The organism is Pannonibacter sp., assembly GCF_051860505.1.
Classification (GTDB): domain Bacteria; phylum Pseudomonadota; class Alphaproteobacteria; order Rhizobiales; family Stappiaceae; genus Pannonibacter.
Genome location: NZ_JBHYDX010000024.1, coordinates 14,767 through 27,378, shown reverse-complemented (window position 1 = coordinate 27,378; position 12,612 = coordinate 14,767). Strand labels below are relative to the sequence as shown.

General features: G+C 65.8%; 11 protein-coding genes. 3 read left to right on the top strand and 8 right to left on the bottom strand.

The window, feature by feature from the left end:
• Window positions 1-92: 92 nt before the first annotated feature.
• Genes dapA through ACTIFE_RS16035 form a run of 6 tightly spaced genes read right to left on the bottom strand, consistent with a single transcriptional unit; the run spans window position 93 to window position 6,029 of the window.
• Window positions 93-1,010, bottom strand: a complete 918-nt coding sequence (dapA, locus tag ACTIFE_RS16060) for a 4-hydroxy-tetrahydrodipicolinate synthase (RefSeq protein WP_439530174.1) — start codon at window positions 1,008-1,010, stop codon at window positions 93-95.
• 20 nt (window positions 1,011-1,030) lie between these two features.
• A complete protein-coding gene (locus ACTIFE_RS16055; RefSeq protein ID WP_439530173.1) occupies window positions 1,031-1,774 on the bottom strand; it encodes a 4-hydroxy-tetrahydrodipicolinate reductase in 744 nt (247 codons plus the stop codon).
• 11 nt (window positions 1,775-1,785) lie between these two features.
• Window positions 1,786-3,183 (bottom strand): aldehyde dehydrogenase family protein, encoded by a 1,398-nt coding sequence (locus tag ACTIFE_RS16050; protein WP_439530172.1) that lies wholly within the window; start codon window positions 3,181-3,183, stop codon window positions 1,786-1,788.
• A complete protein-coding gene (locus tag ACTIFE_RS16045) occupies window positions 3,180-4,589 on the bottom strand; it encodes an FAD-dependent oxidoreductase (RefSeq protein ID WP_439530171.1) in 1,410 nt (469 codons plus the stop codon). Before ACTIFE_RS16045 ends, ACTIFE_RS16050 begins: the two co-directional genes overlap by 4 nt.
• On the bottom strand, window positions 4,582-4,836 hold the full coding sequence (locus ACTIFE_RS16040) for a 2Fe-2S iron-sulfur cluster-binding protein (protein WP_439530170.1): 255 nt from the start codon (window positions 4,834-4,836) through the stop codon (window positions 4,582-4,584). The genes ACTIFE_RS16045 and ACTIFE_RS16040 overlap by 8 nt, the downstream gene beginning before the upstream one ends.
• Window positions 4,833-6,029 carry an NAD(P)/FAD-dependent oxidoreductase gene (locus ACTIFE_RS16035; protein WP_439530169.1) on the bottom strand — a complete coding sequence of 399 codons (1,197 nt, stop codon included), beginning with the start codon at window positions 6,027-6,029 and terminating at the stop codon, window positions 4,833-4,835. Before ACTIFE_RS16035 ends, ACTIFE_RS16040 begins: the two co-directional genes overlap by 4 nt.
• 172 nt (window positions 6,030-6,201) lie before the next feature.
• Here ACTIFE_RS16035 and ACTIFE_RS16030 point away from each other — a divergent pair, with 172 nt between their 5' ends.
• The 3 genes from ACTIFE_RS16030 (at window position 6,202) to ACTIFE_RS16020 (ending at window position 10,268) form a co-directional block, all read left to right on the top strand.
• Window positions 6,202-7,122 (top strand): LysR family transcriptional regulator, encoded by a 921-nt coding sequence (locus ACTIFE_RS16030; protein WP_439530168.1) that lies wholly within the window; start codon window positions 6,202-6,204, stop codon window positions 7,120-7,122.
• A 137-nt stretch (window positions 7,123-7,259) separates the two neighbouring features.
• On the top strand, window positions 7,260-8,084 hold the full coding sequence (locus ACTIFE_RS16025; protein WP_439530167.1) for a transporter substrate-binding domain-containing protein: 825 nt from the start codon (window positions 7,260-7,262) through the stop codon (window positions 8,082-8,084).
• A gap of 441 nt (window positions 8,085-8,525) precedes the next feature.
• A complete protein-coding gene (locus ACTIFE_RS16020; protein ID WP_439530166.1) occupies window positions 8,526-10,268 on the top strand; it encodes an ABC transporter ATP-binding protein in 1,743 nt (580 codons plus the stop codon).
• Window positions 10,269-10,301: 33 nt separating this feature from the next.
• Here the strand turns inward: ACTIFE_RS16020 and ACTIFE_RS16015 are convergent, their stop codons facing one another.
• Together ACTIFE_RS16015 and ACTIFE_RS16010 are read right to left on the bottom strand one after the other, a co-directional pair.
• Window positions 10,302-11,798: an aldo/keto reductase gene (locus ACTIFE_RS16015; protein ID WP_439530165.1), complete on the bottom strand. Its 1,497-nt coding sequence runs from the start codon at window positions 11,796-11,798 to the stop codon at window positions 10,302-10,304.
• 60 nt (window positions 11,799-11,858) lie between these two features.
• Window positions 11,859-12,512, bottom strand: coding sequence for a GntR family transcriptional regulator (locus tag ACTIFE_RS16010; RefSeq protein WP_439530164.1), 654 nt, complete (start codon window positions 12,510-12,512; stop codon window positions 11,859-11,861).
• Window positions 12,513-12,612: the final 100 nt, after the last annotated feature.

The following is a 12,612-nucleotide window of genomic DNA, read 5'->3' as shown; positions in this document are numbered from 1 at the left end:
TTGATATTGGCCCGGCCGCAGCGGGCACGGACGGGCAGTCTGACTGTTTCATGCCGCCTCGCTCTGCCGCAATGCAAAGCAAGGACGGGGCCTTAGCGCATTTCTTGGAAGGCTGCTGCGGCGTGGGTGAAGCGACCGAGGATCGCTGCAATCTTCTGGCGGCTGGCGTCGCTGACCGGCACCATCGGCAGGCGAAGCTCCGGTCCAGCCAGGTTGGACAAGGCAAGCGCTGCCTTCACCGGACCCGGATTGGATTCAATGAACATGCCATCCGTCAGTTCGGCAATGAGTTCGTGCAGCTCAAGCGCCCTGGCCGTGTCGCCGGCCTCCCAGGCCTTGACCAGTTGGACCATCTCGCGCGGGGCAACGTTGGATACCACAGACGTGACGCCGATAGCCCCGACAGACAGGAAAGGCAGGGTCAGTCCGTCGTCGCCGGAGTGGATGATGAGCCGGTCGCCGCAGGCCTGGCGGATCTGGGTGACGCGGGTGGCCGTGCCGCCAGCTTCCTTGATGGCGACGATGTTGGAATGGCGTTCCGCAAGGGTTGCGCATGTTTCCGGAGCGATTTCGACCCCGCAGCGTCCCGGCACGGAATAGAGCACCACAGGGAGCTTTGTCGCCTCGGCTACGGCGCTGTAATGCGCGAGGAGGCCGGCCTGGGTCGGCTTGTTGTAGTAGGGGGTGACAACGAGGACGGCGTCGGCGCCCGCGTCTTCGGCACGCTGGACCTTTTCGATGGTCTTGTGCGTGTCATTGGAACCTGCTCCGGCCAGGACCATGGCGCGCCCGGCCGCAAGCGTCACGGTGCGGGCGATGAGATCCTCGGCCTCCGCATCCGACAGGGTTGCAGCTTCTCCTGTCGTGCCCACCGGGACGAGGCCGGAAACGCCCGCCTCCAGCTGGCGCTCGACGAGCTCGGCAAAGGCGACATGATCAACGGCGCCATCGCGGAACGGGGTGATGAGGGCTGTGAAGACGCCGCGGAAGCGGGTGGTGAGATCGGTCATCGGAATGGTCTCCGGAGTGGTCAGACGGTCTTTGTGTCTGCAAGGGAATAGCGGCCAGGGGCCGGACGACGGGTGTGCAGCCAATCGGCTGCGGCCAGCGCGCCTTCGGCGTAGGCCGCTAACGTGTGGACGCGGTAGGACAGAAGGAGTTCAGCCGAGCCGAGATCGAAGCGGACTTCGTTGATCCCGACCGTATCGCCTTCGCGTTCGACATGGATCTCCGGGGTCGGGGCGGCAAAGCCCATCACCGCCGAGCGGGCATCGCGGACGGTGCTTGCAAGCCAGCGGGACGTGCCGGAGGGGTCGGCCTTTTTGCGGGCGTGATAGACCTCGCCGACGCTGGCCTCGCCGCCCGGCATCCAACGCGCGAAATGTTCCGCCGCCTGCCGGAAGGCCTCGAAGCCGAGGGCGAAGTTCGCGCTCACCACCATCGAACGGTAGGCCGCAAAACTGGTCAGCGCCGCATCGTCTTCGGCTGTGAAGCCGGTCGTGCCGATCACCATCGGCATGGGCTTCCGGCCGACCTGCTGCTGGAGGGCGAGCGAGGCGGCTGGCGAGGAGAAGTCGATCAATACGTCGCAATGGCTGTTCATCGCCGCCTCGGCTGGCCGATACTCGATGCTGCCACCTGCGACCGGCGTGCCGATGAGCGCGGAGCGCGGGGAGACGAGGGCCGCGGCGAGTTCCAGGCCGGGATTGGCGAGGACCAGTTCTACAAGCCGGGTGCCGACGCGGCCGGACGCCCCCATGATGGCAATGCGCATGGTGGTCCCCCTCAGTCGATAACGACCTTTGTCTCGCTCATTTCGCGCAAGGTGATGCGCACGCCCTCGCGACCGAGGCCGCTGCGCTTGACGCCGCCAAAGGGCACGTGTTCGGCCCGGAAGTCGGGGCCTTCGTTGATCATGACGCCGCCGACGATGAGGTCGCGCGAGAACAGCTTCACCATGGCGTGGTCGTTGGTGAACACGCCGGCCTGCAGGCCGTAGGCGCCTGCGTTGACTTCCGCAATGGCCGCCTTCGCGTCGGTGAAGGTGCGAATGGCAATGACCGGACCGAAGGTCTCGTCGGCAATGACCGGGGCGTCGGCTGCCACATTGGCAAGGACCGTCGGGGCGACCAAGTTGCCCTCACGCGTGCCGCCAGCCAGCAGGCTGGCGCCGCCCGCAATCGTCGCAAGGATCCGGTCCTGAACGAGACGGGCACCGGGCGCATCAATGACAGGCCCCATATCCGTCGCCATGTCTCGCGGATCGCCGGTCGTGACCGCTGCAACGGCAGCAAGAAGCCGCTCGGTGAACTCGGCTGCGATGGACTGATGCAGGTACAGCTTCTTCACCGCAGCGCAGCTCTGGCCGGCAATTTCGAAGCGGTGGCCGATGGCCGTGGCAACGGCCCGTTCGAGATCGGCATCGGCAAGGACGAACAGAGGATCATTTCCGCCCAGCTCCATCAGGCAGCGGACAAGTCCGCTGGCGTTCTTGAGGGCGAGACCGGCAGAGGGGCCGCCGGTAAAGGAGAGCAGGTCAATAGGCGCGCGGGCGAGGGTCACAGCAGCGTCTGCACCGCCCTGCACGACCTGGAAGAGGTCGCGCGGCCAGCCGGCACGGACGGCCAGCTCGCAGAGCCGGGCAGCTGCGAGCGGCGCCTTGGGGGAGGGCTTGGCAACGACTGCATTGCCGGCGGCGATGGCGGGGCCAAGCTTGTGGCACAGGAGATTGAGCGGGTAGTTGAACGGGGTGATCGCCCCGATGACGCCGACCGGCTGATAGGTCACGGTCGCCAGGCGGTCGACGCCGCCTTCCACAATGGCGCAGTGCAAGGCCTCGCCATCGAGGAACGTGGCTGCGTCGCCGGAGAGCTTCAGGGTGTTCTGGGCCCGGCGCACCTCGTTGCGTGCCTCGCGGATGGTCTTTCCCATCTCGGCGCAGATGAGGGTGGCGAGTGCATCGGCGTCTGCGGCAATTTCTGCTGCCAGGGCATTCAAAAGAGCCCGCCGCTGAGCCGGGGTGGAGTTGCGGAACTCGGCTTGTGCCTTGCGGGCGCGGGTGAGCGCTGCGACGATCTCCGGCGGCGTGCTTTCCGCAACGCGACCGGCCTCGACGCCGTCGAACGGATTGCGGACGACGATTTCGTCATATCGCAAGACGGCTGCAGTGCTGAGCTGGGTCATTTGATGTCCTTGTCGTCTTTGATGGGGACGCCCGGCTGCGGCGTGTCGGCAGCAGCGGCGAGGGCGGCAATGGAAATGGGGCGCAGGGGCCAGCGCTGGCCCGTGAGGGCGGAGACAGGTACCGGATCGGCGCTGTTCGAGAGTTCGCCGAGAAGCCTTGCGGCGTTGCGGGCACAGAAGCGGCCCTGACAGGCGCCCATAGCGAAGCGGCCATTCAGCTTCAGTTCGCGCGCCGACAGGCCGGGTGACTCGGCCACCAGTTTCTTCAGGTCAGCGAGAGTGCGTCCCTCGCAGCGGCAGATCACGGTGTCATCGGGCAGCTGCGTTGCCAATTCATGCCCCCGGCGCGGTGCAAAGGCACGGGCGATATGATGTTGGGCAGCGCGATGTCGGGCGAGCGTTGCTTCGGCCGACATGACCTCTCCTCCTGTGAGAAGGTGAGCGACGAGATGGCGCCCCGTTGCCCGGCCGCCGGCGACTGCAGCGGCGGCGCCGAGGGCCTCGCGGCAATCGCCGACCCTTGTGACCAGAGGACGGCCATGGGTGCGCGTGGCGCCACCCGGTGTTTCGGTTGGGAGACCGAAGTTGTTGGGTGCAAGCCCGTCATGCAGGCTGACATGGTCGGCTGCAAGGCTTGCAAGGCGCCCCTTGTGATCGCGCCAGGTCACGATCAGGGCCTTGTCGCAGGGATCGATCCGCTCGACCTGAGCGCCGCGATGCCAGGGCACGCGGGCAAGAGCAATCGTCGTGAGATACGAAGCAGCTTCACTGACAAGCGAGGGGTGGGCCAGTAGGGCGAGGCTCGCGCCGGGCTGGCGGATCGGATTCCCTGCCTCCAGCACCGCAAGCGGCGGGCGGCCAAGGCGGATGAGTTGGGCGGCCAGCGCAAGGAGCAGTGGCCCCGAGCCGGCGAGGACAACGCGGCCCTGCGGCGCGCGGCCCGTTTCCTTCATCAGGACCTGCAGGCCACCGGCGGTCGTGACGCCGGGCAGGGTCCAGCCGGGGCGGGGCAGAACGGCCTCGACAGCTCCAGTCGCCAGGACCAGCGCACGTGGGCGGAACGGCAGGACGCGCGAGGTCTGCCGGTCCTCCACGATGGCCAGCCCATCCGCATCGAGGCCGGCGAACAGGGCGCCGTAGACACAGTGAATTCGGGCTGCCTGTGCACCAAAGTCCTTGAACAGCCTTGCCTTCAGACGCACGGGACCCGCTGCGAGTGCGAGCGGAGCGACCCCGTCGGCCGGCTGACGAAAGATCGCGCCGCCAAGGCGGGGCCGTTGTTCCACCAGCGTAACGGCAAGACCTGCGCCCGCGCATTCGATGGCAGTGGCCATTCCGGCCGGGCCGCCGCCGATGATCAGAACATCCGGTGTCAGGTTAACGGCGTCGGACTTGATGTCAGGCATGGTCAAGCTCCAGCGGCGTGACCGAAAGGCCGGGACGGGCCAAAGTCAGGCAGGCCTCGAGGGGGCGGCCGTCGACGTTGAGCAGGCAGCACTGGCACGCACCGACGCCGCAGAAATAGCGGGACGGGGCGCCGGCCTGATCCCGTCCGTAGGAAACGACGCCTGCGGCACACAGGGCTGCGGCGATGGTCTCTCCCGGGCGGAAGGGCACATCTTGCGACATCCAGCGGAAGGTTGCGGGGGTCATGCAGCATCTCCGCTGGGCTGAAACCGGTTGGGGGAAAAAGGCGCAAGATCCAGGCCTGGTTCCTTGTCCAGCAGAAGACGGGCGACGGCGCGGCCCATCACCGGACCGAGGCAGATGCCATCCCCCTCGAAACCGGTGGCGACAACCGCATTGCTGAGGCCGGGAAGCCGGCCGACCAGCGGCAGTCCGTCCCGCACGGCGGCGCGGGCCCCGGCGAAACTGCGCAGCAGCCGCAGGCGGGCAAGGTCCGGGACGAGGGCTACCGCATCGGCGAGGATACGGGAGACGGCGGAGAGATCCGTTTCCTGCTTGTTGCCATGATCCTCGCGGGTGCCGCCAATAAGGAACTGGCCGGTGCGCAACGGATCGATCACAAGGCCGAAACCGCGTGCTGGACCCGCCGGAGCGGGTCCCGCGCTTGCCGTCTTCTGGCTTCCCTTTGACAGGAGATACCGGCCCGACATGATCGAGCCTGGCATGGCGGCGTTGAGGGCCGGATCACGCTCCGTAATGAGAAGCTGTCCCTTGCGCGGTGTCAGCACGTTTGCAAGGCCAAGCAGGGCAGCGCTGCCATTGCCGGTCGCCAGCACCACCGCATCCGCGCCGAGGAAACCCGAGGGGGTCTCGACGCCGGCAAGACGTGTTCCCGAGCGATCCAGGACGAGGCGAAGGACCGGCGTTGACCGGTGGACCGTTGCCCCCGATGCGGCGATGAGGCGGTGGACCACCTGATAGCCGATGGCATGGCCTTCGCCTTGCACTTCGATGACCAGGCTGGCGGCACTGGACAGGGCCGGGAAACGCCTGGCGATGTCGTTGCCTGCAATGGCGGTGATGACGACACCGGCCTCGGCAAGCGCTCCGGCGTGGGCCTCCAGCACCTTCTGCTCGTCCTCGCTCGCCGCGACGATGAAGGTCGAGCGGCGGTGGAACAGGCCGGATAGCGGTCCGCTCTCCGCAAGGTCGCGATACAGCGAGATGCCGGACAGCGCGGCGGTCATCAGCGGGCCGGGCCGCTTGGAGGCAACCGATACGGCGCCGTCCGCAGCCCCCGAGGCCTCTGCCGCCGGAGCGCTGGCGTCCAGCAGATGGACCTGTGCGCCAGCCTGGCCGAGGAAATAGGCGCAGGCACTGCCGACGATGCCGGCGCCGGCGACGATGATGGTCATGCGGGAGGAAGGCGTAGCAGCCACGGTCGACCCGGCCCCTTCGATTGCAGGTGATGGCCCATGCGGGCTGGAATGGGGGGAGTGTGGCGGGGCGGGGCGGGAACCGTCGATACAAGATGACGGCCTTGCTTGCTGCGAATTTTTGTATCGGCTAAGCAAGCCTTGCGCCTTATGGCGGTGCGGCAGGGAGACACGCATGGCCAAGATCAGCCTCACGCTCATCCAGACCTTCTACCAGGTCGCCCGGCATGGTTCGTTCTCCGGAGCGGCACGCGAGCTGAACCTCAGCTATCAGTCTGCGGCCAACCACGTGCGCCGGCTGGAACAGATCCTCAACGGCAAGCTGATCGATTCCGAACAAGGCGCCAAACGGATCGCGCTGACGCCGCGCGGCCGGGCGCTCTACAGCCTCTTACATCCCGAACTCGACATCATGCTCGAGCGGCTGACCAAGCTGATCGAAAACCAGCGATCGGCGCTGCGGGTCGGCATGCCGCAGGCGATCTTCTTCTATCTGTTTCCAAAGGTGCTGACGCGGTTCCGCGAGGAATTTCCGGACATGGAATTCGCTGTCTATGAGCGTGACACGGTGCTCGCCGAGCTGGTCAAGAACGGCAGTCTCGATGTGTGCATTTCGGAGCGGTTCTTCGGCGATCCTGTGGTGCCGCAACGGCTTCTGGGCAGCTACCGGCTGAGCCTCGTCTATCCGCGCTCCTGGGGTGCCGCGCCTGCGCCTGCGGATGTACCCTTGTGGGCGCAGGGGCGCCCCTTCATCACCTATGAGCCGGGCCAGACTCTACGCAATCTTGCGGTCGATTTCCTCGGGCGCCACGGCGCCACGGTCCTGCCGTCGATTTCCACCTCGGGCAGTTCGTCGGTCAAGCGCTGCGTCGAGGAGGGGCTCGGTTTTTCCATCATTCCGTCCTGGTGCGTGTCGCCTGAGGACGAGGTGATCAGCAGTCTGCGGCTGGAGAACCTGCCTGAAGTCCGGGTCTACTTCGGCACGGCTGGCTTCCTGCAGAAGCACCCGATGGTGCAGCGTCTCTACGAAGACTGCCAGCGCGAACTGGTCGGTCCTGTCCTCGATCCACCACGCGGCGGCGACGGCAACATATAAAAAACGCCATAAGAGCATCGGTGTCTCTAGCATTGTTCCGCCTAGCACGGGCTCTAGGCTTGAGGGCGGCCAAGAGAGGCCGGCAGCATGGCCGGTCCGCCAGCTATCCCAGGGGAACAAGGGAGGTCATCAGACCCATGAATTTCTTCGCCAAACTCTGCGGCGTTGCCGCAATGGCCCTGTCAATCGGCGCAAGCGCCGCCAGTGCGGGCACGATCGAGGACATCCGCGCACGCGGGGTCCTGCGCATTCCGGCCATCCTCAACGAGGTGCCGTATTTCAACAAGGATCCGCGGACCGGGGAATGGCAGGGCTTTGTCATCGACATGGCCTCGGACATTGCCAAGACGCTGGACGTGAAGCTGGAAATCGTTGAATCCAGCTGGGCCAATGCGATCCTCGACGTCCAGAGCGGCAAGGTCGACATGGCCTTCGCCGTCACCGCGACGCCGGTTCGCGCCATGTCGGTTTCGTTCTCCGATCCGACCTACTACAACAGCTTCATCATCGTCTCGGCCAAGGATGAACTGACAGGCAAGACCTGGAGCGAACTCAACGATCCCAAGTACACATTTGCCGTCGACATGGGATCGGCCCAGGATCTCATCACGCAGCAGTATCTGCCGAAGGCCAACATCCTGCGTTTCAAGACCCGTGATGAAGCTATCATTGCGGTGACGACGGGCAAGGCCGATGGCCTCGTCAACACGATGCTGAACGGTCTCGTCATTTCCAAGAAGGCCCCGAACATCGGCGCCGTGAAGGTGCCGACGCCGGTCCTGTCCACGCCTTCGGTGGTTGCCCTCAACTATGGCGCCGACGAGACCTTCAAGAGCTTCGTTTCGGCCTGGGCGGAATACAACCGCCGCATCGGCAATAACCAGACCTGGATCGTCAAGAGCCTCGAGCCCTTCGGCATCACGCTGACGGACATGCCGGTCGGCTTCGGTTTTGGCGGCTGATCTCAGGCACGATCTCCCGGCCGATGACAGAAAGCCCCCGCGCCGCAGCGCGGGGGTTCAGACAGCTGACAAACCCTCTATCGTCATCCCGGGCGCAGCGGAGCGGAGACCCGGGACCGGAGAGCCAAGGTCTCTCTTAGGGTAACTCATTGAAAGATTGAGGCCCCGACTCTCCGGTCCCGGCTCGGCGCTGCGCTTGGCCGGGATGACTTCGGTGAGATCGAGGTTTGTCATCAAGCTGAACCCCCATGCTGCTGCGCGGGGGGACTTGCCGAGCGACACAGGATGACCGGGGGACGTCTGCAAGAGGCCGAACTCAGCTGTGTCGACAGGGATACAGCGCGGGGGAAACAGGCATTTACAGGGGACAGCGACCTTTCGACCGACCGCGAAAGGCGCTACGCAGGGTTGCTCCTGCCTCGTTCCCCGCCGGACGGTCCCATGCTTTCCAGATTTTTTGCCTATTACGCTCCCTATCGGGGGCTGTTTCTTCTCGATTTTGGCTGTGCCGTTGTTGCGGGTCTCTTGGAACTGGCGTTCCCGATCGCGGTGACGATGTTTGTCGATCAGCTGCTGCCGCAGCAGAGCGTCTCGCTGATCCTGCTGGCCGGGGCGGGGCTGTTTCTCATGTACTTGGTGACCGGCGGCCTCAATGCCGTGGTGGTCTACTGGGGTCACATGCTCGGGATCAACATCGAGACCGACATGCGGCGGGTGGCCTTCGAGCACCTGCAGAAACTGTCGTTCCGCTTCTATGACAACCACAAGACCGGCCATCTGATCGCCCGCATCACCAAGGATCTGGAAGAGATCGGCGAGGTGGCGCATCACGGGCCGGAAGACCTGTTCATCGCGGTGATGACCTTCCTTGGCGCCTTCGTGCTGATGCTCTGGGTGAATGTGCATCTGGCGCTGATGACCGGCCTCATCGTGCCGGTGGTGATATGGGTGACGAGCCGCTACGGCGGGCAGATGACGCAGAACTGGCAGAGCATCTACGGTCGCATCGGCGACTTCAACGTGCGGATCGAGGAAAATGTCGGCGGCATGCGTGCGGTGCAGGCCTTTGCCAACGAGGCGCATGAAAAGCGCCTGTTCGAGGCGGACAACCAGAAGTACCGCTCGACCAAGCTCCATGCCTACAAGATCATGGCTGCCTCCCTGACGCTCAGCTACATGAGCATGCGCATCGTGCAGCTTCTCGTCATGCTGGCGGGCAGCTATCTGGTGCTGCGCGGCGAGCTGACCTATGGCGGCTTCGTCGGCTTCCTGCTGCTGGTCAATGTGTTCTTCCGGCCGATCGAGAAGATCAATTCGGTGATCGAGACCTATCCGAAGGGCATCGCCGGGTTCCGCCGCTATCTCGACCTGATCGGCACCGCTCCGGACATTACCGATGCCCCGACGGCTCGGGTTGCGCCGCCGCTGAAGGGCGACATCCGCTTCGACACTGTCTCGTTCGGCTATTCCGGTGCCCACTCCGGCACCCATTCCGGCGAAAGGCCCGTGCTGAGCCATGTGAACCTGGAGATCCGTGCCGGACAGACCATCGCCTTTGTCGGGCCGTCGGGGGCCGGCAAGACGACGCTCTTGTCGCTGCTGCCGCGCTTTTACGAGCCGACACAGGGGGCCATCCTTGTCGATGGCACGGACATCCGCGACTACACCCTGACGTCCCTGCGCAGCCAGATCGGCATCGTGCAGCAGGACGTGTTCCTGTTCGGCGGCACGATCCGCGAGAACATCGCCTATGGGCGGCTCGGGGCGAGCGAGCACGAGATCTGGGACGCGGCCCGGCGGGCGCATCTCTCTGACCTCATCACCTCGATGCCGGACGGGCTCGACACCATCATCGGCGAGCGCGGCGTCAAGCTCTCCGGCGGGCAGAAGCAGCGCCTGTCGATCGCACGGATCTTCCTCAAAAACCCGCCGATCCTGATCCTCGACGAGGCGACCTCGGCGCTGGACAGCCAGACGGAACGGGAGATCCAGCGGTCCCTTGCCAGCCTGTCGCATGGCCGCACGACGCTGGTGATCGCCCACCGGCTCGCCACCATCCGCAACGCCGACCGCATCGTCGTGGTGGCCGAGGGCGGCATCGCCGAGAGCGGCACCCATGCCGAACTTCTGGCGCGCGGCGGCCTCTATGCCGACCTGCACGCGGCCCAGACGCTGGACGCGTGAGGCGTCCAGCGTTTTTTGCCGGATAGACCGGACTTACGGCCGGATGATCGCCTCGGCCTCGATTTCCACCTTGTAGTCGCCGATCAGGCGGGCGACGGCGAGGAGGGTGTTGGCGGGCTTGATCTCGCCGAAAACGCGGCCATGGGCGCGCGAAACCGGCAAGGCATCGTCCGGGTCGGTGAGATAGACGCGGGTGCGGACCACGTCCTCGGCGCTGGCGCCGAGCGCGGTCAGGGTCGACTGGATCTTGTCGAGGATATAGGTGGTCTGGGCTGCGGCATCCTGCGGGGCGACGGGGCGGCTGGTGCCAGCCGTGGCCGTGGTGCCGGAGACGAGGATGCGGTCGCCGATGCGCTGGGCGCGGCAATAGCCGGCGATGTCCTCCCACTCTGAGCCGGTCAGCACGCGCAAGCCGCCCGGGCGGTGCGGTGTCAGTTCCGTGGTGCTGGCGCGCGGCATCTCGCTGAGGTGATGGCTGAGATCCCCCGAGGCGGTGAGGAAGGGGGGCTTGCGGTATTCGTCGCCGCAGTCGCCCGGCACGGGCTGTGTCGCGGCAAAGGCGGCCTCGAGGCGGGCGTGATCCTCCGCGTCCAGGCTGAAGCCGAAGAGCTTGAGGTTGTCGGCGGTGTGTATGGCCTCGCCAAGGCGTGCGCCGATGATGACGCCGGCGACCGCCGTCTGCTCGAGCACCCAGCGGGTGGCAACGTTGGAAATCGAGACGCCGTGCTTCGTGGCGATGGCGCCTGCTGCCGTCAGGATGCCCTGGAAGGCAGTCCAGCCGCCGATGGTGTCGATGAAGCGCTTGTACTTCATCTTGCTCCAGTCCTCGATGTCGTGCGGCTCCGGCTGGCCGAGCCAGCGGCTGGACAGGAAGCCACCGCAGAGCGTGCCATAGGCCAGCAGATGGACGCCATGGGCGCCGCAGACCCTAGCCAGCTCGCCTGCCGCGCGCCGGTCCACCAGCGAGAAGGAGACCTGGTTGGTGGCCAGCGGAATGCCGTCGGCCAGCGCCAGATGCAGGTGGGCGGCATCGAAATTGGTGACGCCGATCTCGCGGATCAGTCCCTCGGCCCGCAGGCGCGTCAGCTCGTGCAGGGCGTCGAGCCAGCCGGGATGCTCGAAGCTCCACCAGTGGAACTGCAGCAGGTCGATGCTCTCGGTCCCGAGGTGCGCAAGCCGCTCCTCGACGCCCGCGCGCACCACGTCGGCGGTCATTGGGCCGGGTTCGGGGCACCATTTGGTGAAGGCCAGCGGCCGGTCGGCCGCGCTGACGGCAAAGCGCGACAGAAGGCGGCCGGTGATCAGCTCGGAGGTGCCGTAGTGGTCGGCCATGTCGAAGGTGGTGAAGCCGTCGCGGACATAGGCGTCCAGCCAGTCCGCGCCGATTTCGGGGTCGATCGGGCCGGACTTGCGCTCGATGTCGGCCACCTGCCACAGGCCCGTGAGGGCGCGGCTGATCTCCAGCCCCGGAGCCAGCGGGAAACGGTCGGGACGAGCGGGCGTGAGCGGTGAAGCCGGGTGACGGGTCATGAAATGTCTCTTGTGGCGATGTCGAAAACGGCGAAGGTAAAGGGTCAGCCTCTCAAACGGTCAGGCTGTCGGTACCAGCACGCGGAAGCTGCGCTCGATGTCATTGGCGAGCGCGGCATGGGCGGCGGCCCGGTCGCCGGATTTCAGGGCGGCGATGATCTCCTGGTGGTGCTTGTGCTCCGGCATGCGCAGGGCTTCCTCATGCTTGATGATGAGGTTGAGATAGGCGCCGTATTGCAGCCAGAGCGCTTCGACGAGTGGCAGCAGCACCTCGGACTCGCTGGCGCGGTAGAGCGTGAAGTGGAAATCGTAGTTCTGCTGCAAGTCGGGGCCGGTGATCCCGGGGTCCGATTGCGTGGTCAGGACAGCCTCCATCGCGGCGATGGTCTCATTGCTCATGCGGTCCATGGCGAGATCGAGCACGAGGGCCTCGAGCGCCAGCCGCGCCTGCTTCAGATCCTGCATGCGGCGTGCATCAAAGTCGGGCACCTGCAGGGTGCGGCTTGGCGTGTCGGTGAGCGCGCCTTCGGCCACGAGACGGCGGACGGCCTCGCGCACCGGGGTCATCGAGGTGCCGAGCTGTTCGGCGAGATCGCGCAGGCTGACCGTGTCCCCGGGGGCGAATTCGCCCCGCGTGAAGGCGTCGCGCAGCGCGAAATAGACGTTCTCCCTGAGTTTCGACTGGTCGATCCTCGCGATGCGCGGTGCGCTCATGTGCTGCTCCCCGATGTCTCGCCCGATTGCCGGTTTGCCTCGGTTCAGGGCCGGTACAGCCACCGGCTGACCTGCCTGAAGTTTAACCATGCGCGGTCGA